This is a genomic window from Alcaligenes sp. NLF5-7 (genome assembly GCF_024266725.1).
GTDB lineage: Bacteria > Pseudomonadota > Gammaproteobacteria > Burkholderiales > Burkholderiaceae_B > Alcaligenes > Alcaligenes phenolicus.
In genome coordinates this window covers 1,652,689-1,679,014 of sequence record NZ_CP100755.1, presented here as the reverse complement: position 1 = coordinate 1,679,014, position 26,326 = coordinate 1,652,689, and the positions used below count along the sequence as shown (strand labels likewise).

Genomic DNA, 26,326 nt, shown 5'->3' with positions numbered 1-26,326 from the left:
GCGGGACTGGTATGCAGATACATCTATCAGGTATTGAGCAAAGCTACGGCTCGCAAACTTTGTTTCACGGCTTGGATCTGGACATCCCCAGTGGCTCCGTGTTTACCCTGCTGGGGCCATCGGGTTGTGGCAAGACGACCTTGCTGCGCATGCTGGCCGGGTTTGTGCGCCCTGATCATGGCAAGGTGCTGTTCGGCCAAACAGACATGACGCGAGTGCCTGTGCACAAACGCAATGTGGGCATGGTGTTTCAGGATTACGCGCTGTTTCCGGATCGCAGCGTGCTGGATAACGTCAGCTACGGTTTGCTGGCGCGTGGCCAGTCTCGCTCCCAGGCTCGTGTCCCCGCGTTGGAAATGCTGGCGCGCGTGGGCTTGAAGGACAAGGCAGATGCTTTGCCGTCCGCCTTGTCCGGTGGGCAGCGACAGCGAGTGGCCATGGCACGCGCTTTGGTGATCAAGCCCGATCTGCTCTTGCTGGATGAGCCCTTGTCTGCCCTGGATGCAAAGCTGCGCACCGATCTGCGCGAGATGCTGCGGGACCTGCAGCAGGAAGCCGGCATCACTACTGTGTTTGTGACGCATGATCAGGAAGAAGCGCTGAGCGTGTCTGATTACATTGCCGTCATGGATCGGGGCTGCGTCCGCCAGGTCGGGACGCCCGAGCAGATCTACCGCTGCCCTGACAACAGTTTTGTGGCTGATTTTGTGGGAGGGGCCAATCTGATCGAGCTGCAGGAGGAGCTCGGCCAGGCTGCAGATGGCTGCCGCCGGTTCCGTACGGCGGGGGGCATTGTGCGTATTCAGTCTGTCGGACGTTTTACCGAGCGGACGATGTTGGCCTTGCGGCCTGAAACTCTGAGTGTGGATGCTGTGCGCCCGCTGGGCGAGGGTGACATTGCGGCGCGGATTGAGAGCGTGGATTACCGGGGTCCCAGCACGGCTTATCAATTGCGCACGGAGTTCGGTTTCCTGAGGGCAGTGGTCTGGAATACCGGTGTCAGTCAGAGTTGGGCCCGGGGCGATGCGGTGGTATTGCGCGTTCCCGAATCGGCTCTCTTGGTGGAGCGCACATGATGCTGGGTTCTTTGCGACGCGATCCAGCCTGGCTGATGCTGGCCCTGGGTGCAGTGGCTTTGCTGGGCTACTTTTTGCTATGGCCAGTCCTGTCCATGCTGACCAGCTCCCTGTTCAACAAGGAAGGTCAGTTTGGTTTGCACGGCTACGTGCAGTTTTTCTCCGAGCCTGCTTATCGGGAGAGTTTGTTCAACACCTTGTGGTTGGGTGGGGCCGTAACCGTGTTTAGCCTGGTGCTGGGCGCTGGTTTGGCTCTGGCTGCGGCTCGTTTTTCCTTCCCCCTGGCTACTTGCCTGGGCGTCTTGCCTTTGCTGACCTTGGTCATTCCGGACGTGGTGGTTGCAGCAGCCTGGATTGTGGTGCTGGGTAAACAAGGCGTGCTCAATAGTGTGCTGGCTCCTTTGGGCCTGGAGCTGCCTTCTTTGTATTCGTGGTGGGGTCTGGTGTTTGTGATGACCTTGAACAACTACGTGTACGCCTATGTCGCTGTGCTGGTAGGGTTGAAGTCCATGGACCGCAACCTGGAAGAGGCGGGGCTTAGTCTGGGTAGCTCCCCGGCTCGCACCTTGCGCACGGTGACCTTTCCTTTGATGATGCCGGCTTTATGCGGTGCAGCGGTGCTGGTCTTCATGCACGTTATTGGGGATTTTGGCGTTCCGGCCATTCTGGGAGCCCGCACCCCCGTGCTGGCGGTCAAGACTTATAACGAATTTGTCAGCGAAATGGGCGGTAACCCGCAAATGCAGACCACCATGGCTTCTTTGCTGGTGTTTCTGGGTTTGGCCTTGCTGCTGATTCAAAAGTGGGTTGTAGCCCGACGCACCTACCAGATGGAGTCTGGACGAGCTCCGGAGCGCGTGCCCTTGCGTGCCTGGCAGGCCGCTGTGTGCGCCTCTTTGGTATCGATCCTGATTTTGCTGTCAGTGCTACCCGTGATGGTGGTGATTGTTACCGCATTTACGCCCTCTATTGGACCGGTGCTGAAGTATGGCGGCTTTACCTTGAGCCATATGCAGCAAGCTTTGGTGCAGGCACCCGGGCCTTTGTACAACTCCTTGTTGCTGGGTGCTGCGGCAACCAGCGCCGGTGCTGTGTTTTCCATCGTGGCGGCCTATCTGATCGTAAAGCGTCCTTCCGGTCTGAGTACAGGTCTGGATGTGCTGGTCATGTTGCCCTTGACGATTGCGGGCACCGTATTGGGCATTGCCTTGATCAATGTGTTTAACAGTGGCTGGCTGGTGCTGACCGGCAGTTGGGTCATTATGGCGCTGGCTTACTTTTTACGCCGGGTGCCCACCAGTGTGCGGGCGGCCATGGGGCCTTTGCATAACTTGCGTAGCTCCATCGAAGAGGCTTCCATCAGCCTGGGCGTAGCGCCGATGCCAACCTTTGCGAAGGTCGTTTTGCCGGTGGTATGGCCTGCCGTGATTGCCGCCACGGTGTTGATGTGGATCACGACCCTGTCGGAATTATCCGCCACGGTGGTTCTGTATTTTGGCGGGATGAGCACCCTGCCTATCGAGGTTTTTCAATTGGTGGACAGTGGGCGTTTGGCACAGGCCAGTGCATATAGCCTGGTGCTGTTGATGGCGATCTTTTTGCCGTTGCTGCTGACCCGTTTCATTTTCAAAGTAAAAGTAGGATGGACACAATGAGCTCTGTGCAATGTCAGGAAGAGATCGCGCTAGCCCAGCGCGTGTTGGGAGCCAAGGCATCGGCCACCAAAGAGATGACGCGTCTGGCCAATCAAATGCGGCAACAGGGGCAGTCTGTGATTACCCTCAGTCAAGGCGAGCCGGACTTTGCGACCCCCGAGCATGTGCGTCAGGCGGCTAAAGAAGCAATTGATCGTAATGAGTCCCGCTATACCGAGGTCGCTGGCACCCTGGCTCTGCGTGAGGCCGTGGTGCGCAAGTTCGAGCGTGACAATGGCCTGCATTTCAGCCCGGATCAGATCCAGGTGGGTTGCGGGGCCAAGCAAGCCTTGTATAACGCCTTGCAGGCCACCGTGCAGGACGGGGATGAGGTCATCATCCCTACCCCTGCCTGGGTGTCTTACCCTGAAATGGTCTTGTTGGCAGGTGGCCAGCCGGTCATTGTGCGTTGCAGTGCCCAAGCCGGTTTCAAGCTGCAAGCCGACCAGCTTGAACGTGCCATCACCCCCCGTACCAAATGGCTGATGCTCAATTCTCCCTCCAATCCCAGTGGTGCCGTGTATTCACGCCACGAACTGGAAGCGTTGGAGCAAGTGCTGTTGCGCCATCCGCATGTCTGGGTGATGGCTGATGATGTATACGAAAAAATCCGCTATAGCGACGAACCCTTTGCGACGCCTGCCGCCTTGTCCCCGTATATGGCAGCGCGCACATTGACCATCAATGGTGTCTCCAAGGCCTATGCAATGACCGGCTGGCGGGTAGGGTTCGCCGCTGGTCCGCTGCCTTTGATCAAGGCCATGAATCTGGTGCAGTCGCAAGCGACCTCCCATACCAGCTCCATCAGCCAGGCAGCGGCCGTGGCCGCATTGGATGGCCCCATGGATTTTCTGCCCGAGTTTGTGGAAGCGTTCCGCCGTCGCCGTGACAAGGTGGTAGCCGCGCTCAATGCCATGCCGGGCATTGAATGCGATCTTCCCATGGGCGCGTTTTACGTGTTTCCCAGTTGTCAGGGCGTATTGGGTTTGCGAGACCCTTCCGGTCAGTTGATCAGCACCGACAAGGACCTGTGCATGTACTTCCTGCGCAGTGCAGGGGTGGCTGTGGTACCAGGGTCGGCATTTGAACTACCCGGTCACTTCCGGGTGTCTTATGCCTCCAGCGATCAGGAGCTGGAGGAGGCGATGAGCCGCATTGCCCAGGCCATTGCTCGACTGAGCTGATCCCCTTACGGAGAAATAGTGTGAATAGCAAAAAAAATCAGGTGTTGAAAGAAGCCTTCTCCCAAGGGCGTTTGATGACAGCGATGGCCGCACATAACCCGCTGTCTGCTCGGCTGGCGCAGGATGCCGGTTTCGGAGCGATTTGGGGTAGTGGTTTTGAGTTGTCAGCCAGTTATGCCGTGCCCGATGCCAATATTCTTTCGATGGGAACTCACCTGGAGATGATGCGGGCGATTGCCTCAAGCGTGGATATTCCTTTGATTGCCGACATTGATACCGGCTTTGGCAATGCGGTGAATGTCAGTTATATCATCCCGCTGTATGAAGCGGCGGGTGCCAGTGCCATTGTGATGGAGGATAAAACCTTCCCTAAAGACACCAGCTTGCGAGCGGACGGGCGTCAGGAGCTGGTACGGATTGAAGAGTTCCAGGGCAAGATTGAAGCGGCTTGTGCTGCGCGCCATGACCCTGATTTCTTGATTATTGCGCGAGTCGAGGCCCTGATCGCTGGCCTGGGGCAGGAGGAGGCCCTGACGCGGGGGCTGGCTTACGAGCAGGCGGGTGCAGATGCCATTCTGATTCACTCCAAACAAGCTACGCCAGATCAGATTCTGTCTTTTGTTCAGGCCTGGACCGGCAAGGTGCCGTTGGTGCTGGTGCCAACAGCCTACCCTCAACTGACCGAGGCGGACATTGCACAACTGGGCAAAGTGGGCGTGGTGATTTACGGCAATCATGCGATTCGTGCGGCTGTAGGGGCCATGCAAGCGGTGTTTGCCCAAATTCGTCAGGATGGCGGCATTCAGAATGTGGATTCCGGCCTGCCTTCCGTCAAGACCATTATTGGCTTGCAAGGCGATGCCCATATGCGGCAGATCGAGGCTCGGTTTCTGCGCTAGAAGGGACAGTATTGGGCTTCGTATAATGGCTAATGGCCCGACGGCGGGCCATTAGCCGGATGAATACGATGCCCAAATCTGCACAAGGCCCTATCCCGGTCACATTGTTGACCGGTTTTCTGGGCAGCGGGAAAACGACTTTGATCAATCGCGCTTTGCGAGAAGCGCAGATGGCCGACACCCTGGTCATCATCAATGAGTTTGGGCAGACGGCGCTGGACCATCATCTGGTGGCGCATAGCCAGGAAAATGTGATCGAGGCTATGGGTAGTGGTTGCTTGTGCTGCACCATACGGCGCGATCTGGTACAGACCTTGCGCGACATTACCTGGCGTTTTTCGCGGGCAGGCCAGAGACAGTTCCGACGGGTTCTGATTGAAACGACCGGGCTGGCCAATCCTGCCCCTATCTTGCATACCTTGTTAAGCGATCCGCAACTGACCGGGAAGTACAGCCTGGCGGGTGTGGTGACGGTGGTGGATCTGGAGCATGGGCTGGAAACGCTGGCGCGCCATGCCGAAGCGCGACGGCAGGTGGCCGTGGCAGACCTGCTGCTGTTCAGCAAGCGCGACCGGGTGGATGCAGGGGCGGAAGCGGCGCTGCGTGAATACGTGTGCGGTTTGAATCCTTTGGCGCAGCAGCAGATTTTGTCGGCCGCGCAGCCCGTTGCGCCCAGTTTGTTGGGCTTGGGCGAGCAAGCCGGACAAGGTCGGGCCTGGAGCTTGGAAGCGTTCGAGGCATTGGGGCAAGATACTGGCGATCACGATCACGATCACGATCACGATCACGATCATGTGCATAGCCATAGCCACGGCACGTGTACCCTGGCTGGCAACGGCAACGGCAACGGCAACGGCAACGGCAACGGCAACGGCAACAGTCAGCCCAGCAGTCTTGAGTCTGCTCACTTGCATGGAGCAAGCTCCAACGAGTCCGCGGTCGGCCTGCCTGATGTTTCCCGCCATGGAGATTCCATCTACTCGTTAAGCGCCCTGTTCCCCCAAGCTCTGCCCGCCGACAAACTGCAATCCTGGTTGTCGGATCTGTGCCAGTGGGCAGGCCCTCGCCTATTGCGCCTTAAAGCTGTTCTGCCCGTCCAGGGCATGGACCAGCCGCAGGTGATTCATGCCGTGCAACATCAGTCCTATCCTTGGCAGGCCGTGCCGCAGTGGCCCTGGCCGGATCAACAAGGGCGCATGGTAGTGATCACACAGGATCTGGATTTCCAGGAGCTTTGGGCGCGGTTGCAGGCTTTGGATACGGCGGTTCGAAAGACGGATTGATACTCGCAGAGTCCGAGCCTCTCTTGGCCGGATTTTCTCTAGTCGTTGACTTCGAGCCTTTTTTGATCGGATTTTCCTGAGTCGCCGGGAGCTTGCTGGAGCATTGTCTCCTGGTTATCCGAACCGGCTTTCCACCGCTGCGGCAGACAGCACCCCAAAGCCGAAAAAAAGGACGCCTAAGCGTCCTTTTCAAAAGCCTTTGGGCTAACAGAGTTTATTGGGGCTCTACGCCCACTTTCTTGAACAATGCGGCCCACTGGGGCACTTGTTGCTCCACCTTGGCTTGCAAGGCAGCCGGGTTGGCTTCTTTGTCCATGACCGTTGCGCCCAGGGTGGCCATGCGGCTTTGGAAGTCCTTGTCGGCCATGCCGGCTTGAAGCGCTTTTACCAGGGTATCCACGACAGGCTGGGGTGTATCTTTTGGTGCCCACATGCCGTGCCAGATGCCTACTTCAAAGTCCTTGAAACCAGACTCCTGCATGGTGGGCACGTCCGGGAAGGTCGGGACGCGCTCGCGGCTGGTGACAGCATAGACCTTCACCTTGCCGGATTTGATTTGCTGGGTGGTGTTGGTGGTTTGGTCACACATGATGTCCACCTGCTTGCCCATCAAATCCGCGATGGCCGGGGCGGTGCCTTTGTAGGGCACGGTCAGCAGTTCAATACCCAGTGCCTCAGTGAACATGGTGCCGCACAGGTGGCTGGCCGCGCCAATCCCGGCGTTGGCCAGGGAAACCTTGTCCTGGTTGTCCTTCAGGTACTGCACCAGCTCCTGAATGTTGTTGGGTGGGAAGTCCTCACGGGCAATGATGGTCATGGGAACGTCAACGACCAGGCCGATGGGAGACATGCCGTTGATGGCGTCATAGCCGGGCTTTTTGTATAGCGAAGGGGCGGTGGAAAAGCCGATGTGCATCAGCAGTATGTTGTAGCCATCCGGCTTGGCGCGGGCGACCTGGGAAGTGCCAATGGAGCCACCTGCCCCGCCTTTGTTTTCCACCACAATGGTTTCACCCAGAACTGGGCGCATGGCTTCGGCCAGAGCGCGTGCCACGTTGTCCGTGGGACCGCCCGCCGCAAAAGGTACCACCATATTGATGGGGTGGTCCGGATAACCGGCTGCCTGTGCGGTAACCGAGCAGGCCAAGGCCGCGCCCAGACTGACAAACAGCTTGTTTAATGCAACAGCCATAATGCCTCCTTGATAAGGATTACTTATTCTTTTGGGAGATACTTGGGTCCGGTCGCTCTGTGTTGCGAAGCGTTGCAGGAGTGGCTTTATTCTACTGAGGGTGGACGTGTTTCTTTTTCAGGTCTAACCCTAGTAAGGGGCGTGAATGGACTAGGGGAATATACGGGGGCTCGCATGGCGAGCAAGCCACAGCCAGAGGTTGTGGCTTGCCAAGGTGCCTGCTCAGGCAGAGGCTGGTTTATGCAGTACCGGCGTCAGATAGGCGATGATGGAAACAGTCAGTGCGGCGGTGGCGATCAGACTGCAGAAGATCATCAGGCCCTGGTCCAGACCCAAATGGTCGGCCAGCCAGCCCAGACCCAGAATAGGCAGGATGGCACCCAGATAGCCGGTGATCAGGTAGGTAGACGTCAGGCCGGCACGCTGATGCGGGGGCGAGACACGCTGCACGATGGACATGCCGCCGTACATGCACAGGCCGTGGCCAAAGGCGGTCAGCAGCACGCACAGGATGAATAACAACGAGGAACTGGCCCACAGATTGATCAGCAAGGCGATACAGGCCAGGGTAAAGGACAGCAGACCCACGATGACGCTGCGCTTGGCGGGCCAGCGGCGGATCAGCAGCTGGAAGCCCGAGGACAGAAACAGAATAATCCCGATGGAAAAGCCGCTGGTGGCCGGGCCGTGCCAAGGCACCATTTGTGCCATGAAGCTGGGGGCCAGAGAGGCGAACAGGCTGAACATGGCAAAGGCGCAACAGGCGGACAAACAGCCAATCAGATAGGGGCGGCGCAGATGGGTGGCGGGCAGTGTCAGGCGCGGCATCCAGGTGCGCCAGTTGGTCTTTTGCGGTACCGGCTGTTTGCTGGCAATAGGCTTGATCTGAAACAGGGCATAGATGGCCAGCACACCCAGGGCCATGGAGGGGATATAGCTGGAGAACAGTGGATTTGGCACCCACTGTGCAATCAGGCCGCCTACGACCGGGCCCAGGCCAAAACCAAAGGCCAGCATCAGTGAGGTGGTAGCGGCAGCACGTTGCACGTCTCCGCCCCGGTTAAATTGCCCCAGACCGATGGAGGCTGAAGTCACAATCATGCTGGAGGCCATCCCGATCATGATGCGGCTGAACACAAAGCTGCCTACATCCCAGGCAAAGGCGGACAGGGTTACGCCGCTGGTCACCAGAATCAGGCCGGTACGCAGCACGGGCATAAAGCCTTTCATGTCGCTCAAGCGGCCCAGAAACAGCAGGCCCGTCAAACCAGCGGCCATATAGGCCACGTACAGTTGGGTAATGTGACTGGCGTTCAGGTCCCAGCGGTCCTGATACAGCGGGTATAGCGGGCTGGCCAGGGCCGTGCCCATCACCCCGATACACATGGCGATACTGATCCACACGTAGGGGTCCCACTTGCTCTTCTTGCACGCCGGGCGCGCAGCCGCAGGCTTGTCAGCAGCCTTTTGCTGGGCTGGATGGTTCAGGTTCTGTTCGACCCGTGCTTTTTGCAGGGTCCGAGCGGGGGCGCTGGCGTGAAAGTCCTTGCAGCTTTGGGAGTCTCGCCAGCTTTCATGCAGCACCCATTGTCCTGGGGGCTGGTCTTTGCGCAATACATCGAAGCGTAAACAGGCGCTGTTGGCCCGGGCTTGTCCAGCCAGCGAGTCTACATAAGCGGCCTGTGCCTGAGGGTCCAGATCGGTGAAATGGTAGTTTGTAGTGCGAAAGTACGTATCGCCCATACGGCGCAATCCTTGACAGCGAAATCATTCGGGACCATCAAGGATACTCTTTCGTGTCTGCACTGACATGGCAATTCGCTGACACTAGGCTGGCTGGCGTAAATCCAGATGTATATCAGCTACACGCACAATTTCGGCTTCGTGGTCCGGGTCGCGCCAGGTGTCCTGACAGGCCATCTGGTGCCAGCGCTGCATGGCAGGCAATTCCAGTATGCGATTCATGTAGTCCTGACAGGTTTCGTCCAGTTTCAGACCATAGGTTTGCAGGCGAAATACCACGGGAGCGTAAAAGGCATCGACGGCGCTAAAGCGCTCTCCGGCCAGGAAAGGGCCGCCAAAACGGCTCAAGCCTTCTTGCCAGATGGTTTGCAGGCGTTCCAGCTCGCCTTGCAGACGCATGTCCTGCTGATGGTGGTGGGCGCGCAGGGCGACGGCAAAGGGGCAGAGATTTCGCAAGGAAGAAAAGTTGGCGTGCATTTCTGCACTGGCGCTGCGCGCCCAGGCGCGGGCAATGGGGTCTATGGGCCAGACGCCGGGATGCTGTTCGGCCAGGTATTCGGCAATAGCCAGACTGTCCCAAATGATCTGCCCATTGGTATGTAGCACAGGTACTTGGCCCGCCGGTGCCATTTCATGGAAAGCCAGGGTGCTGAAGGAGGGGCCAAAATTGAACCAGCGTGCGTCAAAGTCTATGCCCAAGTGGCTCATTAATAACCAGGGGCGCAAGGACCAGGACGAATAATGGGGATTGCCCAGAACAAGGGTATAGCTTTTTGAGGGTTGCATGGCGGCAAGCTTTCACGAAGGTGATGGTGTTTGCACTTTAGTAGGCTTTGTTCTGCTTGGGTAGTACCAGTGCCGGCTGAGCGTTTTGGTATGCTGGTTTTTTTTGCGGATTTGGGGAGCGGTGTGCATGGCGTATGACCTGGAGAAACGGCTGGTGATTGGGCTGGCTTCCAGCGCTTTGTTTGATCTGAGCCAGTCCCATCAGGTCTTTCTGGAGCAAGGTGAGGCGGCGTATCGTGATTACCAGCTGGCGCGCGAGCATGAGCCCCTGAAGCCGGGCGTGGCTTTTTCCTTCATTCGGCGCTTGCTGGCCCTGAATGATCTATCGCCCGACGATCCCTTGGTCGAGGTCGTGCTGCTGTCTCGTAATGACCCCAATACAGGTTTGCGGGTGATGAATTCCATTCGCCATCATGATCTGGACATTACGCGGGCGGTGTTTCTGCAAGGGGGCGACCCCAGCCCTTACATCCAGCCGCTGTCCATCAGCCTGTTCCTGTCGGCCAATCAGGAAGACGTGCATCGGGCGGTGCAGCAAGGCTATCCCGCAGGTCAGGTTCTCAATTCTTCTTACGAGGATGCTTATGACGACCAGCCCATTCGCGTGGCTTTCGACTTTGACGGAGTGATCGCGGACGACGAGTCCGAGCGCGTGTATCAGCAGGAAGGTGGTTTGCCGGCCTTTTTCGAGCATGAAGTGCGTTTGGTGCAAAAACCGCATAATCCCGGCCTGTTACAGGCGTTTTTGCTGAAATTGGCGCACATTCAGGAAGTGGAGCAATTGCGTCAGGAGCAGGATGCCAGCTATGTGCCGCGTCTGCGGATTGCGATTGTGACGGCACGCAATGCACCGGCTCACGAGCGTGTCATCAATACCATCCGCAGCTGGGGTATTGAAGTGAACGAGGCCTTCTTTCTGGGTGGCATTGAAAAACGTCGGGTGCTGGAGGTTTTGCAGCCCCATATTTTCTTTGATGACCAGACTACGCACCTGATTCCTACCGCGCAGACTTTGCCGTCCGTGCATATTCCGTTTGGGGTGGTTAACCACCCACCGGTCAAAGCGGTGGTGCCGGAGAAAAAGAAAGGGCGGAAACAGGCCAAGACAAAGCCGCGAACTGATGCTTGATCAGGCGCGGCTTGGTTCCTGGGGGCACCCAGTCCTCAGACTTGGGCCAGGGCGCGGCTAACGGCGCGTGCAGCGGGCTGGATCAGGCTGGCTAGCGCTTCGGGGCTGATCGCCTCAAAGCGTTCCAGCGTACCCAACAAGGTCAGGCTGCCGAAGATACGTTTGGCATCATCAAAAATAGGCGCGGAAATACCGCCTATGCCCGGATTGATCTGCTCTTTGGTGATGCAATAGCCCGCACGGCGCAGTTCCTGCATATGGGCGGAAAACACCGGCCATTCCTTGCCCAGGCGCTGTACGTAATCAATCTCCTGATTTTTCTCGTACAAGCGGCGCAGATGGCGGGTGGGCAGATAAGCCGTGACGATACGGGCTGTGGAGCTGCGGAACATATCCATGGTGCGGCCCCGGCCAAACAGCAGCTCGAAACGCTCCGGCCCGGTTTCCTGATGGGTGGTCAATATGCGTTCGCCATATTGCTGGCCGATCAGGACATCCAGTCCGGTCTGCTCGACCAGCGAACGTAGCAAGGGGCGGCAACGGCTGACCAGCGGATCAAATTCGCGGATCAGCAGATCCATTTCTATAAACCGGGGCCCCGGCGCGTAACCTTCGGGACTGCGTATCAGCAGGCCGCTAGTGCATAACTCTTTCAGGTAGCGATAGGTTGTCGCGGGAGGGTAATTCAAGCGAGCGCAGATGGTTTCCACATCCAGAACCGGAGTGTCTGCACCGTACAAGTCCAGAATTTGCAGCATGCGTCTTAGACTATTCATGTGCCCTCGTAGCAGCGGAGTTGTTGGTTCTCTATTCTAACCATGCTGCGGCGTGTCAGTGGAGCGCAACATCGGGCATTGGCCGGGTCTACTGGTTTATACCTAAACCATCAGATTATTCGAAAATTATTCTCAGACTGCGGTAATAATCTGAGGCATAAGCGGGTCTGTTATGCATTTGCTTACACATGGCCTACTCCTTTTGTGGCGTCGGGTTCTACGCGGGCCCGGACCCGGTTTTTTTGAGGCGGACATGGATCAGGCTCAGCCCAGTCAGGTGTCTTTAGAGATCAAGAATGTGCTGTTCATCATGTGTGACCAGTTACGTGCAGACCACCTGTCCTGTTATGCCCCTGGGGGCGCATTAAAGACCCCCAATTTGGATCGTCTGGCCGCCATGGGTGTGCGCTTTGATCGTGCCTATGTGAACTCTGCCGTCTGTGGCCCGTCGCGGGCCTCGTATTACACCGGCCGCTATCCCTTGTCGCACCGGGTCACCTGGAATCGCGTTCCCCACCCCATCGACGAGCTGTATCTGGGAGATTATCTGGCCCAGTCCGGGCGAGACTGCCATCTGCTGGGCAAGACCCATCACGTGCCGGACCCGGCCGGGGCCAATGCCCGACGCTTCCAGGTTCAGCCCGAGGCGGCCGAGCGCTTCTGGCAAGGCGGCTTTACGGCGATTGAACGCTATGACGGTCACTTTGAAATGGGCCCGGATAGTGAATACCGCCAGTATTTGCAGGCTCAGGGTTACGACAGCGAGCGTCCCTGGGAAGACTATGTGATTGGCAGCCAGGATGCCCAGGGTCAGTTTGCCTCCGGTTGGTACATGCGTAATGCCAGCCTGCCAGCACGGGTACAGGCGCAGGACTCTGAAACCGCCTACTTCACCCAGCGGGCCATGGATTTCATCACAGCCAAGGGCGAAGAGCCTTGGGCCCTGCATCTGTCTTTCATCAAACCGCACTGGCCTTATAAAGCGCCAGCGCCCTACCACGATCGCTTTGGCGCGGAAGACGCCTGTACGCCCTTGCGTGCAGAGCACGAGCGCCAGAATGCACACCCCGTGCATGCGGCCTATCAGCAGCATGAAGAATCCCTGTCTTTTGCTCAGGACGAGGTCTGGCGCACGATCAAGCCTGTCTATATGGGCCTGGTTCAACAGATTGATGATGAAGTCGGCCGTTTGCTGGACATGCTGGAACAGCAAGACCGCCTGAAAGACACCCTGATTATTTTCAGTTCTGATCATGGTGATTTGCTGGGCGACCACTGGCTGGGAGAGAAAGAGTATTTCTTTGAAAATGCCATACGCGTTCCGCTGATCGTGGTTGATCCACGGACTTCAGCAAATGCCACACGTGGTCAAAGCAGTGATGCCTTTGTCGAGTGCGTGGATGTCACCCCCACGATTCTGGATGCCTTGCACCTGCCCGCCCAGGAACACCGGGTGGAAGGCCGTTCGCTGATTCCCTTGTTGCACGGCCAGTCCGACTGGGCACGTGAGTACACCGTGGCCAGCCTGGATTACGCCTATCGGGAAGCCCGCCAGATTCTGGGCCGTGGCGTGGATGAATGTCGTGGCCTGATGCTGCGCGATAGCGACTATAAATACATACATTGGCAAGGCTATCGGCCACAATTATTCGACTTGAAGCAAGACCCTGACGAGCTGCACGACCTGGGCGCAGACCCGGCGTATGCAGCGGTTTGTCGGCGTATGAAAGAAGGCCTGCTGGACTGGCATGACACCCTGAAAGGGCGTGCCAGCGAGAGCTGGGCTGCGGTAGAGGATCGTACCAATGCGCATGAGCGCATGATGAATATCTTGATTGGACGATGGTAAATGCGCTGCGGGGGGCTACCAGTCGGTGGCGGGCCGCAATCAATAACGATAAGGAGTGGACAATGAAGCAGCTTAAAAATACGACGCTGGCCCTGTTGTTGGCAGGTGTGGGTGCTTTGGCCCCGATGATGGCTCAAGCCGCCTGGCCGACTACGGACCAGGTGCGTATTGTGGTCCCCTACCCACCCGGCACCGAGCCTGACATTCTGGCCCGCGATCTGGGTGTACATCTGAACAAGGCCACCGGCAAGGTCTTTGTGATCGAGAACCGTCCGGGCGCCAACGCCATTATCGGTACCGATAATATCGCCAAAGCCAAGGGGGACGGCTCGGCCCTGCTGATGGTCGATAGCCTGGCGGTATCGACCAACCCGCTGCTTTACAGCAACCTGCCCTACAAATGGGAAAAGGACCTGAAGCCGGTCACCACAGTCGCTGGCGTGAACCTGTACCTGCTGGTGCGTAATGATTTCCCGGCCAAGGACTACAAGGAATTCATCGCCCAGGCCAAGAAAGCCAATGGTGATACCAATGTGGGCACCGGTGGCCGTGGGCACGTCACGCACCTGGGTATGGGCTTGCTAGCCCGAGAAGAAGGGGTGAACTTCACCTACATTCCCTACAAGGGCATGGCCCCGGCGACAAACGCCATTCTGGGCGGTGAGACAGATGCCATGCTGGTCGGTGGCATTCTGGCATCCCAGCACGTAGATGGCGGCAAGGTGCGAGTCTTGGCGGTAGGCGCTGACAAGCGTACTGAACTGCTGCCAAATGTGCCGACGGTGCAGGAAGCAGGTGGCCATGCCAACAGCATTCCGACGACGACTTTTGCGCTGTTTGCCCCCGGCACCACGCAGGATGACACCGTGAAAGAAATTCAGGAAAAGGTGGATGCTGCCCTGAAGACCCCCGAAATGCAGGCTGCCTTCAAGAGCCGTGGTCTGGCCCAGTTCTTCACCACCCCGGCCCAGACGCTGGAGCGCGTGCAGAATGACTCCAAGGTCTATTCCGAGCTGATTCCGACCCTGGGTATCCAGCCTGAGTAATGGGCTATCTGGCAGAGCCATACATCTGATCAGTAGCCTGGCTGCTGACGGTGATGGCTCTGTGAAGCCTCAAGGTTGGAAAGGATAAAAAAAACACCACACACGCCCCGTTCAGATGGGACCTGTGTGGTGTCTCTTGAATCTGGGAGTCGCTACAGACCAGGTTCAGAACGCCAAGCCCGCGCCATGCAGGGTTAGAACCGATAGTGTGGCCGGGCGGGCTGCGTTTTACTGATCGTTGTAGTCGTGCTGCTCGGAGATCAGACGCCGCAAGGTGGTTTTGAGGGCGCCGACATCCAGCGGTTGCAGGCGCTGCACCACTTCCTGCTCGTGCAGGCGAGCCTTGGCAATCAGGCCGGAGATCAGCGTTTGGCCTTCTTCGGTGATGCGTACCAAGGTGATGCGACGGTCCACATCGTGGGCCACGCGGCGCAGCAAACCTTGCTTTTCCAGGCGATCGAGCAAGCGTGTGACGGTGGGTTGCTTGGTGGTGGCAATACGAGCCAGATGGCCGATGCTCACTTCACCCGCGCCGGACAGGGTGGACAGCACACGCCATTCGGAAATGGACAAACCGTTGCTTAGCACCACTTCATGGAATTCGGCAGAGATCAGCTGGCTTGCCTGGGCCAACAAGGCGGGCAGGTAGTTTTCGACAAAGACGGTGTCGTGTTCGGTGGGGCTCATGGTGCTTATTGTCATTACAGGCTAATGGGTGCCGCAAGGCAGCAACAGGGCTCACTATAACCAAGCTGTCCGCTCGCGTGTCGCAAATAATTTAGCTACTTTACTAGGGAAAACCATGAGAATGGATATGTTGAGATATAAACATATTCCGATGAAAATAAATACCATGTTCACAATGAGCGGTAAGTAAGGAAAGAAAAATGGCTGAGCGATCGTTTGTCGAAGAAGTCAAAAAGCTGCGCCTGGGTGATGGAGACGTATTCAGTGGCGAAGGCATCCTGGCGGTGACCAAGGCCCTGCTGGAATCGGGCGTGTCCTACGTGGCCGGTTACCAGGGTGCGCCTATCTCGCACTTGATGGACGTGCTGGCAGATGCCCAGGACATCCTGCAAGAGAACGGAATCCGTTTTGAAAACAGTGCCAGCGAGGCAACGGCGGCGGCAACGCTGGCTGCGTCGGTTAACTACCCGCTGCGTGGCGCCATCACTTTTAAAGCAACCGTGGGTACCAACGTGGCCTCGGACGCGCTGGCCAACCTGGCCTCCGGCGGGGTCAAGGGCGGTGCGCTGATCATTGTGGGGGAAGACTACGGCGAAGGCTCGTCCATCATGCAGGAGCGCAGCCACGCTTTTGCCATGAAATCGCAAATGTGGATGCTGGACCCCCGTCCCAACCTGCCCTGTATTGTGCAAGCAGTTAAAGACGGCTTTGATCTGTCCGAAGCGTCCAACACCCCCGTGATGTTGCAGCTGCGTATTCGCGCCTGTCACGTGCATGGTCAGTTTGTGGCCTCGGATAACCGCCGCGCCAAGTTCACTATCAAAGAAGCCATGGAGCAGCCCACACGCGACATCAATCGCATTGTGTTGCCGCCTGCCAGCTTCCTGCATGAAAAAGAAAAGATCGAACAGCGCTGGCCTAATGCCGTTAAGTTCATCGAAGAGCGTCAGTTGAATGAATTCTTTGCTGATGGCGCCGATGACGTCGGTCTGATCGTTCAGGGCGGTGGCTACAACACCGTGATCCGTGCTCTGGAACACCTGGATATGGCCGACGTGTTCGGCGAATCCAAAGTGCCGATGTACGTGATGAACGTGGCCTACCCGCTGATCGAATCTGAAATCGTCCGCTTCTGTGAAGGCAAGCGTGCGGTGCTGGTGCTGGAAGAAGGTCAGCCCAACTTTGTTGAACAGAACATCTCCGACATCGTGCGCCGTCACAATGTGGATGTGACCTTGCACGGCAAGGATCTGTTGCCTCTGGCCGGTGAATACAACACCGCCACCATGTTGAAAGGCCTGCGTGCCTTCATGGAAAAATACGAGCGCATCGAGCCCCTGCCAGCCCGCAAACCACGCGTGATCCCGATGAAAGTCGAGACCGTGGAGCGTCCCAAAGCTGAGCAAGCCAGCCTGGTGGAAGTGGAAGCGGCTGAAGTCAAACCCTTGGGCAGCCTGGACGAGAATGTTCACGCCCGTCCGCCAGGGTTTTGTACCGGCTGTCCCGAGCGTCCTATCTTTACCGCTTTGAAGCTGGTGGAGCGCGAGCTGGGCGAGCACCACGTGTCGGCTGACATTGGCTGTCACCTGTTTTCCATTTTGCCGCCCTTCAACCTGGGTAACACCACCATGGGTTACGGCCTGGGTGGCGCCGGCTCGGCTGCCTTGAACGTGGATTCGGACAAGCGTGCGATCTCGGTCATGGGTGACGGTGGTTTCTGGCACAACGGTTTGACCAGTGGTATTGCCAACGCCGTGTTCAACCGCAGCGACAACCTGACCATTGTGATCGACAACAGCTACACCGCGGCTACCGGTGGTCAGGACATTCTGTCCTCCAAGGCCAAGAACGAAACGCGCAGTACCGGTCACCTGATCGAGAAAGCCGCGCGTGGCGTGGGTGTGGAATGGCTGCGCATGATACGTCGTACCTACGACTTGAAGACCATGACGGCAACCCTGCGTGAAGCCCTGACGACCAAGGAAAAAGGTCCCAAGGTGCTGGTGGCGCAAAGCGAATGTATGTTGAACCGTCAGCGCCGCGAGAAAGGCCAGGTGCGTAAAGCCGTGGCGGCGGGCGAACGCGTAGTGCGCGAGCGTTTTGGTGTGGATCCGGATACGTGTACCGGCGATCACTCCTGCATCCGCTTGTCCGGTTGCCCGTCGTTGTCGATCCGCCCCAATCCGGACGCCCTGCGTCAGGACCCAGTGGCGAACGTGATGAACAGTTGTGTGGGTTGCGGTCTGTGTGGTGAGGTTTCCCACGCCGCGATTCTGTGCCCGTCTTTCTACCGTGCACAAGTAGTCAGCAACCCGACTGGCTGGGACAAGTTCCGCGAAAAAACCCGCCGTAGCTTTATCGGCTGGTTGCAGCGTCGTGACGCTGCCCGTCGTGAACGTCTGGCCTTCTAAGCACACCCGTAGAGATTTTTATCATGCAGATCAAACCAATCAAGATTGCTATTTTGGCCATGGGTGGCGAAGGCGGCGGCGTGTTGGCCGACTGGATCGTCAACCTGGGCGAACAAAACGGCTACTTTGCACAGACCACCTCGGTGCCGGGCGTGGCCCAGCGTACCGGCGCCACGATTTACTACGTGGAACTGTTCCCGCACTCGGCCGCCGTGGATGGCAAAAAGCCTGTGCTGGCCCTGATGCCCATGCCCGGTGACGTGGATGTGGTGCTGGCTTCCGAGCTGATGGAAGCCGGTCGCGCCGTACAACGTGGCCTGGTCACAGAGGACCGCACCACGCTGATCGCTTCGACTCACCGTGTCTATTCCATTGCCGAAAAATCGGCCATGGGTGATGGCCGTGTGGACGACAATGCCCTGATTGCGCACGCAACCCAGGCTGCCAAGCGTTTTGTGTATTTCAATATGGAAAAAGCGGCCGAGGATTCGGGCAGCGTAATTTCCGCCGTGCTGTTTGGCGCATTGGCCAGCACTGGTGTGCTGCCCTTTAGCCGCTCGCAGTTTGAACAGACCATCGAACGCGGTGGCGTGGGCGTCAAACCCAGTCTGAAGGCTTTTGGTGCAGCTTACGCCCGTGTCGCTGAAGGCGATGCTGGCAAGGCCGATTCGGGAAACAAGCCGGTTGATATGGCGACGCTGGCCCCCCGCGACCCTGCAGTGGCCAAGCTGATTGACCGCGTCCGTGCCGAAGTGCCCGAGCAGGCCCAGCCTATCGTGGTGGAAGGTGTGCGCCGTGTGCTGGATTTTCAGGACGTGGCCTACGCCAATCTGTACCTGGACCGCCTGAAAAAGATCAGCCAGTTTGCCCGCCCTGACGATGTGGCCCTGATCCGTGAAACCGGCCGTTATCTGGCGCTGTGGATGTCCTACGAGGACGCCATTCGCGTGGCCGAACTGAAAACCCGCTCCAGCCGTTTTGACCGTGTGCATAAAGAAGTGCGCGCTGCCGACGGCCAGATCGTGGCGATCAATGAATACATGCACCCCCGTGTGGAAGAAATCAGCGAAATCCTGCCCTTTGCCAGTGTAGGTCGTTGGTTGATGCGTCCTACCTGGGGCAACAAGCTGGTGAAATCGCAGACCAAATCCGGTCGCGTGATTCAAACCAGCTCGGTGCGCGGCTTCATTCCTTTGTACCTGCTCTCGGGCTTCAAGCGCTGGCGTCGTCGTACGCTGCGCTACCAGGCTGAGCAGCAGCGTATTGAAGGCTGGTTGAAGCAGATCGAACAGGCTGCCGATGCTCATCCGGCCCTGGCTCTGGAAATTGCTCAGTGCCAGCGTTTGGTCAAAGGGTATGGTGATACCCATGCCCGTGGCTTGCGTAACTACCAGACCGTGATGTCGGCTCTGGAGCGCAACCCCAGCACCCTGTCACCTGCCATTTTGGGTGCCTTGCGCGATGCGGCTTTGGCCGACGAGCATGGCGTCAAGCTGGAGGCTGCACTGCGCCAGTACGCACTGGTGTAAGGGCGACACCGGGCCGCTTTCGGGCGGCCTTGGTGAAAACCCTTGAGGAAGCGTTTTTATCCCGCCAAATACTTTATTTCTAAAATATTCATAGTAGAATATAAATTCGGATTGGCACTGCGACCAAGGCCCTGAAAGCCAGACATCCCGTGTCTACTTGGCCACTTGTTCAAGCAAGAATATCCCGCCTGTTGGTCAAACTGAATTAGCCAAAGCTTGGGGGAAAAAAATATGAATCAAAGCGAAGCAGCACTCGAATTTTTGGTAGAACCGGCCGATGCCGGCTTTGAAGGCCGCGTCGGTCCCAAGGACCCCGCCAGCCTGAAATTGTGGTTGCGCATGCTGACCTGCACCAAGCAGATCGAAGACGAAATTCGTCGCCGCTTGCGCCAGAATTTTGATATTTCGCTGGCCCGTTTCGACTATATGGCCCAGCTGTATCGTTACCCGCAGGGCCTGAAGATGGGCGAATTGTCGCGCTATCTGATGGTAACCGGCGGCAATATTACCGGACTGACTGATGAGCTGGCCCGCGAGGGCATGGTGTCTCGCCAGAGCAGCCCCACCGACCGACGTGCTTGGGTGTTGCGTCTCACCCCCAAGGGCAAGAGCAGTTTCGAGGCGATGGCCCAGGCCCACAGCGACTGGATTGCGGAAATGTTTGAAGGTCTGGGCACGGAAGAGGTCGTGCACATCCATCAGCATCTGGGCCTGTTGCGGGTCCATCTGCAAAGCGCTGCTGGCTAGCATAAGGTGCATCCTGCCAGGCCTGTAAGCCAGGCAGGATGCGGATAGCGTCACGAACAGGCGCACAAAACACTTGCTAAAAAGGTGTCTACAACATGGTTTCCAAGCTGTACGAACAAGAACATCGCATCCGTTTTTCGGAATGCGATCCAGCGGGTATCGTTTTTTATCCGCAGTACTTTGTGATGTTTAACGACCTGATGGAAGCATGGATCGACTCCATGACCCCCGAGGGTTTTCACAACATGATCGCCAGCAAACGGGTGGGCATGCCCTCGGTGCATATCGAAGCCGAGTTCAAGTCCATCAGCCGTATGGGTGATGATGTGGTGATGAGCCTGGGTGTGGAACGCATTGGCAATAGCTCCTTGACGCTGCTGTTGCGCTGCATCGGTAAAGACGGTGTGTTGCGTATGCAAGTGCGCCAGACCGTGGTGACCACCTCGCTGGAGACGCACCTGGGTATTCCTATCCCTGATTTCCTGCGCAACCCCATGCAAGAGTATGTGATTGCCCAGCCAGAAAGCAGCAAGGCTTGATCTAGTTTGAAGTAGTAGCAGGCAGTGTGCAGGTCAGGTATTTTTTTTGATTTAAATAGTTGACTTGTATAATATTTATTAATAAATATACTATGCTCAGAAGCATGTATTCAGACCATACGGACATATCATGAATATCGTATGTATTGGCGGAGGCCCAGCCGGCTTGTATTTCGGTTTGCTGATGAAGTTGCAAAACCCTCAGAACGAGGTTTTTGTCGTCGAGCGCAACCGACCGTACGACACCTTTGGCTGGGGTGTGGTGTTCTCGGACGCGACCATGGAAAACCTGCGTGAAGCTGACCCTGTGTCCGCGCAGACCATCGGTGATGCGTTCAACCACTGGGACGACATTGAGTGCCATTTCAAAGGTAGCGCCGTGCGCTCCAGCGGTCATGGCTTTATCGGGATTGGTCGCAAGAAATTGCTGAACATCCTGCAGGCTCGCTGTGAAGAAGTGGGCGTCAAGCTGGTGTTCGAGACCGTGGTCACGGACGAAGCTGAACTGGCCCGCAAGTACAACGCAGATATCCTGATTGCTTCTGACGGCATCAACAGCGCCATTCGTACCCGCTACGAGGACGTGTTCCAGCCCGATATCGACACCCGTAACTGCCGCTTTGTGTGGCTGGGTACGGAAAAAGTGTTCGACGCCTTCAACTTCATTTTTGTTGAAACCGAGCACGGCTGGTTCCAGGCTCACGCCTACCGCTTCCAGGATGGCCTGTCCACGTTCATCGTGGAAACGCCTGAAGAGACCTGGCAGAAAGCCGGTATTGGCGAAATGTCGCAGGAAGAGGCCATTGCCTACTGCGAGAAGCTGTTTGCCGACCATCTGGATGGCAACAAGCTGATCAGTAACGCGACTCACCTGCGCGGTTCGGCCATCTGGATCCGCTTCCCACGCGTTATCTGCAACAAGTGGGTGCACTGGCAAGATTACGGCACCGGCAAGAAGGTTCCTGTGGTGCTGATGGGCGATGCCGCTCACACCGCTCACTTCTCCATCGGTTCCGGCACCAAGCTGGCTCTGGAAGATGCCATTACGCTGGCTCAGCACATGGACCATGAGTCCATGGAAGAGGCCCTGAAAGATTACGAAGCCGCTCGTAGCGTGGACGTATTGCGCATTCAGAACGCCGCCCGCAACTCGACCGAATGGTTCGAGAACGTGGCCCGTTACGCCAATATGAAGCCCGAGCAGTTCACCTACTCCATGCTGACCCGTTCGCAGCGCATCTCGCACGAGAACATGCGTATGCGTGACGCGGCCTGGCTGGAAAAATACGAGCGCTGGATGGCGACCGAAGCTGGCATGAAGCTGGCCGACGGTGAAAAGGCTCCCTCGCCCATGTTCACGCCCTTCAAGCTGCGCGACATGCAGTTGAAGAACCGTGTCGTGCTCTCGCCCACGCTGATGTACAGCGCCAAGGACGGCATGCCCGGTGCCACACACCAGGTGCATTACGGCAGCCGCGCCATGGGTGGCGCTGGCCTGATCATGGCTGAAATGACGGCCGTGACGCCTGAAGGTCGTGTCACTCCCGGTTGTACCGGTCTGTGGAACGATGAGCAGGCCAATGCCTGGAAACCTGTGGTGGCTTTCGCCCACGAACAGGGTGCCAAGATCGGTGTGCAACTGGGCCACGCTGGCCGTCGCGGTTCGACGCAGCTGGGTTGGGAAAAAGCCAATCAGCCGCTGGCTGAAGGCAACTGGCCTTTGGTGTCGGCCTCCGCCCTGCCTTACCAGGCTGGCGTCACTGCCGTGCCTGCCGAGATCACTCGTGCCCAGATGGACGAAATTCGTGACGCCTTTGTGGCCGCCGCCAAGCGCGCTGACCAGGCTGGCTTTGACTGCATCGAATTGCAAGCCGCCCACGGTTACCTCTTGTCCAGCTTCATCTCGCCGCTGACTAATCAGCGTAGTGACGAATTTGGTGGTAGTCTGGAAAATCGCATGGCTTACCCGCTGGAAGTGTTTGCCGCTATCCGTGCCGTCTGGCCAGAGAACAAGCCCATCCTGGTGCGTATCTCGGCAACAGACTGGGCCGAAGGCGGCAACACGGCGGACGACGGTGTGGAAATTGCCCGCCTGTTCAAGCAAGCCGGTGCCGATCTTATCGACGTGTCCTCGGGTGAAGTGGTGCTGGAGCAGCAGCCAATTTACGGCCGCATGTACCAGACGCCATTCTCCGACCGTATCCGTAACGAAGCCGGTATCGCCACCATGGCGGTGGGTTCGATCATGGAAGCGGATCACGCCAACAGCATTATTGCTGCAGGCCGTGCTGACCTGTGCGCCCTGTCGCGAGGCTTTCTGGCCGATGCGAACTGGCCACAACGTCAGGCTGCGGAGTTGGGTTACACCGACCTGGCCTGGCCCGTTCAGTACGAATGGGGCAAGGACTGGTTGCAGCGCCAAATCAAACGTGCGCCAGTGGCCCAGGACGGCCCTGCCAAGTCATAAAACACGAAAGGAGACAGCATCATGTCGGAAGAACGTTTTGACACCCACCGCGAAAGCGTGCTCGGTCGTGCAGATGTTGAGGACACGCCCGAACTGGTGAAGTACTACCAGGATTTGACTCAGTTTGAGGCCGGTGCCCTGTGGACCGTGGCCAACAAGATCGAGCCCTGGGAGCCCAAGTCCGAATCCGTGCCTGTGGTGTGGCGCTACCGCGACCTGCGCGATTACGTGTTGCGTTCGGTGGATCTGGTCAGCCCTGAAAAGGCCGGTCGTCGTGTGATTTACCTGAACAACCCCGGTCGCCAGGAAGTCTCGGCGGCGGTGGGCTGGCTGTACTCCGGTTTGCAGGTCATGAAACCGGGTGAAGCGGCTTCCGCACATGCGCACTCCTCCTCGGCCCTGCGTTTCATCATGGAAGGCCGCGGTGCCTACACCATCGTGGACGGCCACAAGATGACCTTGGGCGCCAACGACTTCGTGCTGACGCCTAACGGTTGCTGGCACGAGCACGGTGTGGAAGCTGACGGCCTGCCTTGCATCTGGCAAGACGGTCTGGACATTCCGCTGGTCAACGCCCTGGAAGCCGGTTTCTACGCGGTTCACCCGGATCTGACCCAGGCCATTACGCACCCCGTCAACGACGCGGTGGGTATCTGGGGTGGTCGTGGTCTGAAGCCCACCTTGCACGACTGGCAAAAACCGTACTCGCCCCTGCTCAAGTACGAGTGGGAGCCCACCTACGAAGCCTTGTCGGCCTACGCCAAGGTTACGGACGGCAGCCCCTTTGATGGCGTCATCATGGACTACATCAACCCGCTGACCGGCGGTCCTGTCATGGCCACCATTGGTGCCAGCATGCAGATGCTGCGCCCCGGTGAACACACCAAGGCCCACCGTCACACCGGCAGCATTATTTACCAATGCGCCAAGGGTGAAGGTTATTCCATCATCAATGGCAAACGCTTTGACTGGCGCGAACGCGACATTTTCTGCGTACCATCCTGGATGTTCCATGAGCACGTGAACGGCTCCTCGTCCGAGGACGCTTGCCTGTTCTCGTTCCATGACCTGCCCGTGATGCGCGCCCTGAATCTGTACCGCGAAGAAGCGCTGGCAGAGAACGGCGGCCATCAGGTCCTGCTGTAAGACTACTTGTTTAACTTATTTGGACGGCCTGCCAAGGCGGGCCGACCCGATTTATTCAAGCCATCTGCACAAGATGGCCCAATCTGGAGATAGAAATGCGTCTTGTAACGTACCGTAGTGAAGTTGCTGCCGCTGGCCGCTTGGGTGCCATTGTGGGTGATTTGGTGGTTGACCTGGGTTACCTGGGCGACGCCACAGGCCACATGCTGCCTGACAATATGCTCGATTTCATCGACCTGGGCCCAGCCGCTGTGACTTCCACGGCTCGCTTGCTGGAAACCTACGCCGACGATATGCCTTTCGGTGTGGCGCTGCCCCTGGCCAACGTCAAGCTGTTGGCTCCTATCCCACGCCCACGCAAGAACATCTTTGGTATCGGCTTGAACTACGTGGAACACGTGGCCGAATCCAGCCGTACTCTGGACACCTCCAAAGAGCTGCCCAAGCAGCCCGTGATTTTCTCCAAGCCACCAACCACCGTGGTTGGCCCTGGCGATGCCATCGAGCACAACAAGAACATCACTCAGCAAATGGACTGGGAAGTGGAACTGGCCGTGATCATGGGCACCCGTGCTCAGCGCGTGGCCAAAGAAGATGCCCTGAAGTACGTGTTCGGTTACTCCGTCATGATCGACGTGAGCGCCCGCGACTGCCGTCGTGCCGGTCAGTGGATCTACTCCAAAGGCCAGGACACCTACGCTCCTTTCGGCCCCGTGATCGTGACCGCTGACGAGCTGACCGACCCGCACAACCTGAACCTGAGCCTGACTCTGAACGGTGTGACCAAGCAAAGCTCCAACACCAAGCACATGCTGTTCAACGTGAACGACCTGATCGCTGACATCAGTGCCGGTATCACGCTGGAACCCGGTGACATCATCGCTACCGGTACCCCAGAAGGCGTGGGCGCTGGCCGTGATCCTCAAGAGTGGATGTGGCCTGGTGACGTAGTGCACGCTGTGGTTGAAGGCATTGGCGAACTGCGCCACCCCATCGTGGACGTCACCCCCCAAAACTAAGTAAAGGAGAGCATGATGCTGGAATTGCGTCAGTTCAAGGCCGCCGCCGTTCAGGCAGCGCCCGTGTTCCTGGATACGAATGCGACTATTGAAAAAGTATGTCGCCTGATCAACGAAGCGGCCGATAACGGTGCCGAGCTGATCGCCTTCCCCGAGGTGTTCGTCTCCGGTTACCCCTACTGGAGCTGGGTGATGAACCCGATCGACGGTAGCCCGTGGTTCGAGCGCCTGTGCAAATCGGCCATCGAAGTGCCCGGTCCCGAGATCCAGAAGGTTGCGCAGGTTTGTCGCCAGCGCAAGGTCAACGTGGTGTTGGGTGTGAACGAGCGCAGTCCCGTTGGCATCGGCACCATTTACAACACGCTGGTCACCATCGGCGCTGACGGTCGCATTCTGGGCCGTCACCGCAAACTGGTTCCCACCTGGGCTGAAAAGCTGACCTGGGCCAACGGCGATGCGTCCTCGATGCGCGTGCATGACACCACTATTGGCCCTCTGGGTGCCTTGGCTTGCGGTGAAAACACCAACACGCTGGCTCGTTTCAGCCTGTTGTCGCAAGGTGAACTGGTACACGTTGCCAGCTACATCGCCTTGCCCGTGGCACCGAAAGACTACGACATGGCGGAAGCGATTCGCCTGCGTGCTGCTGCTCACTGCTTTGAAGGCAAGGTGTTTACGGTTGTGGCTTGCTCGACGGTTTCCGAGGAAATCATCGAAGCCATGTCGGCCAGCCACCCTGAAGCACGTGATCTGCTGGCTCGTCCCAACAGCGCGTTCTCGGGCATTATTGGCCCCGATGGCCGCGTTCAGGGCGAAGCACTGATCGACAAAGAAGGCATTGCCTACGCCGACATCGATCTGTCGCGCTGCATCCAGCCGCGTCAAATGCACGATATCACTGGTCACTACAACCGTTTTGACGTGTTTGACCTGCGTGTGAACCGCAAGGCTTTGACTCCTGCCCGCTTTTACGAAGGCGACGCAGCGTCCCAGCCAGACCTGAATCCTGCCGAGTTCTCCGTTCTGGACGACAAGGAAGCGTAAGAAGGTTCAAGACGGTCCCTTTCCCCCAGTGGATGAGACCGGACATAGGGTAGTCCCTGCGGACTACCCTATGCCTGTCG

At 57.8% G+C, this 26,326-nt stretch carries 21 protein-coding genes; 16 read left to right on the top strand and 5 right to left on the bottom strand.

The window, feature by feature from the left end; genetic code table 11:
- The first annotated feature begins 11 nt into the window (after positions 1-11).
- From MID00_RS07845 to MID00_RS07825, 5 genes are all read left to right on the top strand, one after another.
- Complete coding sequence (locus MID00_RS07845; RefSeq protein ID WP_254500133.1) at positions 12-1,076, top strand: ABC transporter ATP-binding protein; 1,065 nt, start codon at positions 12-14, stop codon at positions 1,074-1,076.
- Positions 1,073-2,731, top strand: coding sequence for an iron ABC transporter permease (locus MID00_RS07840; protein WP_254500132.1), 1,659 nt, complete (start codon positions 1,073-1,075; stop codon positions 2,729-2,731). The genes MID00_RS07845 and MID00_RS07840 overlap by 4 nt, the downstream gene beginning before the upstream one ends.
- A complete protein-coding gene (locus MID00_RS07835; RefSeq protein ID WP_009461480.1) occupies positions 2,728-3,954 on the top strand; it encodes a pyridoxal phosphate-dependent aminotransferase in 1,227 nt (408 codons plus the stop codon). Before MID00_RS07840 ends, MID00_RS07835 begins: the two co-directional genes overlap by 4 nt.
- 83 nt (positions 3,955-4,037) lie before the next feature.
- On the top strand, positions 4,038-4,853 hold the full coding sequence (locus tag MID00_RS07830; RefSeq protein WP_235484311.1) for a phosphonopyruvate hydrolase: 816 nt from the start codon (positions 4,038-4,040) through the stop codon (positions 4,851-4,853).
- A 68-nt stretch (positions 4,854-4,921) separates the two neighbouring features.
- Positions 4,922-6,136: a GTP-binding protein gene (locus MID00_RS07825; protein WP_254500131.1), complete on the top strand. Its 1,215-nt coding sequence runs from the start codon at positions 4,922-4,924 to the stop codon at positions 6,134-6,136.
- Positions 6,137-6,350: 214 nt separating this feature from the next.
- Here MID00_RS07825 and MID00_RS07820 read toward each other — a convergent pair whose 3' ends face one another.
- The 3 genes from MID00_RS07820 to MID00_RS07810 all read right to left on the bottom strand — a co-directional run bounded on the left by MID00_RS07820 (position 6,351) and on the right by MID00_RS07810 (position 9,857).
- The gene (locus tag MID00_RS07820; protein ID WP_009463834.1) at positions 6,351-7,328 is read right to left on the bottom strand and encodes a tripartite tricarboxylate transporter substrate binding protein BugD; all 978 of its coding nucleotides are present in this window, start codon (positions 7,326-7,328) and stop codon (positions 6,351-6,353) included.
- A gap of 222 nt (positions 7,329-7,550) precedes the next feature.
- Positions 7,551-9,071 (bottom strand): MFS transporter, encoded by a 1,521-nt coding sequence (locus MID00_RS07815; protein WP_021447148.1) that lies wholly within the window; start codon positions 9,069-9,071, stop codon positions 7,551-7,553.
- 84 nt (positions 9,072-9,155) lie between these two features.
- Positions 9,156-9,857, bottom strand: a complete 702-nt coding sequence (locus tag MID00_RS07810; protein ID WP_031232823.1) for a glutathione S-transferase — start codon at positions 9,855-9,857, stop codon at positions 9,156-9,158.
- Between the two features lie 127 nt (positions 9,858-9,984).
- Here MID00_RS07810 and MID00_RS07805 point away from each other — a divergent pair, with 127 nt between their 5' ends.
- Positions 9,985-10,986: a 5'-nucleotidase gene (locus MID00_RS07805; RefSeq protein ID WP_254500130.1), complete on the top strand. Its 1,002-nt coding sequence runs from the start codon at positions 9,985-9,987 to the stop codon at positions 10,984-10,986.
- Between the two features lie 35 nt (positions 10,987-11,021).
- Here MID00_RS07805 and MID00_RS07800 read toward each other — a convergent pair whose 3' ends face one another.
- Complete coding sequence (locus tag MID00_RS07800) at positions 11,022-11,762, bottom strand: IclR family transcriptional regulator (protein ID WP_035269374.1); 741 nt, start codon at positions 11,760-11,762, stop codon at positions 11,022-11,024.
- A 253-nt stretch (positions 11,763-12,015) separates the two neighbouring features.
- Here MID00_RS07800 and MID00_RS07795 point away from each other — a divergent pair, with 253 nt between their 5' ends.
- Together MID00_RS07795 and MID00_RS07790 are read left to right on the top strand one after the other, a co-directional pair.
- Positions 12,016-13,611 (top strand): sulfatase-like hydrolase/transferase, encoded by a 1,596-nt coding sequence (locus MID00_RS07795; RefSeq protein WP_035269370.1) that lies wholly within the window; start codon positions 12,016-12,018, stop codon positions 13,609-13,611.
- A gap of 62 nt (positions 13,612-13,673) precedes the next feature.
- Complete coding sequence (locus MID00_RS07790) at positions 13,674-14,657, top strand: tripartite tricarboxylate transporter substrate binding protein (RefSeq protein WP_254500129.1); 984 nt, start codon at positions 13,674-13,676, stop codon at positions 14,655-14,657.
- A 228-nt stretch (positions 14,658-14,885) separates the two neighbouring features.
- Here the strand turns inward: MID00_RS07790 and MID00_RS07785 are convergent, their stop codons facing one another.
- Positions 14,886-15,344, bottom strand: a complete 459-nt coding sequence (locus MID00_RS07785) for a MarR family winged helix-turn-helix transcriptional regulator (RefSeq protein WP_009463827.1) — start codon at positions 15,342-15,344, stop codon at positions 14,886-14,888.
- A 200-nt stretch (positions 15,345-15,544) separates the two neighbouring features.
- Between MID00_RS07785 and MID00_RS07780 the strand changes: the two genes are divergently transcribed.
- The 8 genes from MID00_RS07780 (at position 15,545) to MID00_RS07745 (ending at position 26,246) form a co-directional block, all read left to right on the top strand.
- Entirely contained in the window at positions 15,545-17,755 is a 2,211-nt protein-coding gene (locus MID00_RS07780; protein WP_009463826.1) for an indolepyruvate ferredoxin oxidoreductase subunit alpha, read from the top strand.
- 23 nt (positions 17,756-17,778) lie between these two features.
- Complete coding sequence (locus MID00_RS07775) at positions 17,779-19,284, top strand: indolepyruvate oxidoreductase subunit beta family protein (RefSeq protein ID WP_254500128.1); 1,506 nt, start codon at positions 17,779-17,781, stop codon at positions 19,282-19,284.
- A 231-nt stretch (positions 19,285-19,515) separates the two neighbouring features.
- Positions 19,516-20,031 (top strand): MarR family winged helix-turn-helix transcriptional regulator, encoded by a 516-nt coding sequence (locus MID00_RS07770; RefSeq protein WP_009463824.1) that lies wholly within the window; start codon positions 19,516-19,518, stop codon positions 20,029-20,031.
- Between the two features lie 95 nt (positions 20,032-20,126).
- A complete protein-coding gene (locus tag MID00_RS07765) occupies positions 20,127-20,570 on the top strand; it encodes a thioesterase family protein (protein WP_009463823.1) in 444 nt (147 codons plus the stop codon).
- A gap of 130 nt (positions 20,571-20,700) precedes the next feature.
- On the top strand, positions 20,701-23,037 hold the full coding sequence (locus tag MID00_RS07760; protein WP_254500127.1) for a bifunctional salicylyl-CoA 5-hydroxylase/oxidoreductase: 2,337 nt from the start codon (positions 20,701-20,703) through the stop codon (positions 23,035-23,037).
- Between the two features lie 21 nt (positions 23,038-23,058).
- Complete coding sequence (locus tag MID00_RS07755; protein WP_083055160.1) at positions 23,059-24,183, top strand: cupin domain-containing protein; 1,125 nt, start codon at positions 23,059-23,061, stop codon at positions 24,181-24,183.
- A gap of 95 nt (positions 24,184-24,278) precedes the next feature.
- On the top strand, positions 24,279-25,202 hold the full coding sequence (locus tag MID00_RS07750) for a fumarylacetoacetate hydrolase family protein (protein WP_009463820.1): 924 nt from the start codon (positions 24,279-24,281) through the stop codon (positions 25,200-25,202).
- A 15-nt stretch (positions 25,203-25,217) separates the two neighbouring features.
- Positions 25,218-26,246 carry a carbon-nitrogen hydrolase family protein gene (locus tag MID00_RS07745; protein WP_009463819.1) on the top strand — a complete coding sequence of 343 codons (1,029 nt, stop codon included), beginning with the start codon at positions 25,218-25,220 and terminating at the stop codon, positions 26,244-26,246.
- The last annotated feature ends 80 nt before the right edge of the window (positions 26,247-26,326 follow it).

Bases quoted from the DNA above. Each gene is read 5' to 3' on its own strand.
- MID00_RS07750 (WP_009463820.1), top strand. From the start codon at position 24,279: ATGCGTCTTGTAACGTACCGTAGTGAAGTTGCTGCCGCTGGCCGCTTG.
- MID00_RS07830 (WP_235484311.1), top strand. From the start codon at position 4,038: ATGGCCGCACATAACCCGCTGTCTGCTCGGCTGGCGCAGGATGCCGGT.
- MID00_RS07840 (WP_254500132.1), top strand. From the start codon at position 1,073: ATGATGCTGGGTTCTTTGCGACGCGATCCAGCCTGGCTGATGCTGGCC.
- MID00_RS07820 (WP_009463834.1), bottom strand. From the start codon at position 7,328: ATGGCTGTTGCATTAAACAAGCTGTTTGTCAGTCTGGGCGCGGCCTTG.
- MID00_RS07785 (WP_009463827.1), bottom strand. From the start codon at position 15,344: ATGAGCCCCACCGAACACGACACCGTCTTTGTCGAAAACTACCTGCCC.
- MID00_RS07805 (WP_254500130.1), top strand. From the start codon at position 9,985: ATGGCGTATGACCTGGAGAAACGGCTGGTGATTGGGCTGGCTTCCAGC.
- MID00_RS07835 (WP_009461480.1), top strand. From the start codon at position 2,728: ATGAGCTCTGTGCAATGTCAGGAAGAGATCGCGCTAGCCCAGCGCGTG.
- MID00_RS07745 (WP_009463819.1), top strand. From the start codon at position 25,218: ATGCTGGAATTGCGTCAGTTCAAGGCCGCCGCCGTTCAGGCAGCGCCC.
- MID00_RS07775 (WP_254500128.1), top strand. From the start codon at position 17,779: ATGCAGATCAAACCAATCAAGATTGCTATTTTGGCCATGGGTGGCGAA.
- MID00_RS07800 (WP_035269374.1), bottom strand. From the start codon at position 11,762: ATGAATAGTCTAAGACGCATGCTGCAAATTCTGGACTTGTACGGTGCA.
- MID00_RS07790 (WP_254500129.1), top strand. From the start codon at position 13,674: ATGAAGCAGCTTAAAAATACGACGCTGGCCCTGTTGTTGGCAGGTGTG.
- MID00_RS07825 (WP_254500131.1), top strand. From the start codon at position 4,922: ATGCCCAAATCTGCACAAGGCCCTATCCCGGTCACATTGTTGACCGGT.
- MID00_RS07760 (WP_254500127.1), top strand. From the start codon at position 20,701: ATGAATATCGTATGTATTGGCGGAGGCCCAGCCGGCTTGTATTTCGGT.
- MID00_RS07770 (WP_009463824.1), top strand. From the start codon at position 19,516: ATGAATCAAAGCGAAGCAGCACTCGAATTTTTGGTAGAACCGGCCGAT.
- MID00_RS07765 (WP_009463823.1), top strand. From the start codon at position 20,127: ATGGTTTCCAAGCTGTACGAACAAGAACATCGCATCCGTTTTTCGGAA.
- MID00_RS07845 (WP_254500133.1), top strand. From the start codon at position 12: ATGCAGATACATCTATCAGGTATTGAGCAAAGCTACGGCTCGCAAACT.
- MID00_RS07815 (WP_021447148.1), bottom strand. From the start codon at position 9,071: ATGGGCGATACGTACTTTCGCACTACAAACTACCATTTCACCGATCTG.
- MID00_RS07755 (WP_083055160.1), top strand. From the start codon at position 23,059: ATGTCGGAAGAACGTTTTGACACCCACCGCGAAAGCGTGCTCGGTCGT.
- MID00_RS07780 (WP_009463826.1), top strand. From the start codon at position 15,545: ATGGCTGAGCGATCGTTTGTCGAAGAAGTCAAAAAGCTGCGCCTGGGT.
- MID00_RS07795 (WP_035269370.1), top strand. From the start codon at position 12,016: ATGGATCAGGCTCAGCCCAGTCAGGTGTCTTTAGAGATCAAGAATGTG.
- MID00_RS07810 (WP_031232823.1), bottom strand. From the start codon at position 9,857: ATGCAACCCTCAAAAAGCTATACCCTTGTTCTGGGCAATCCCCATTAT.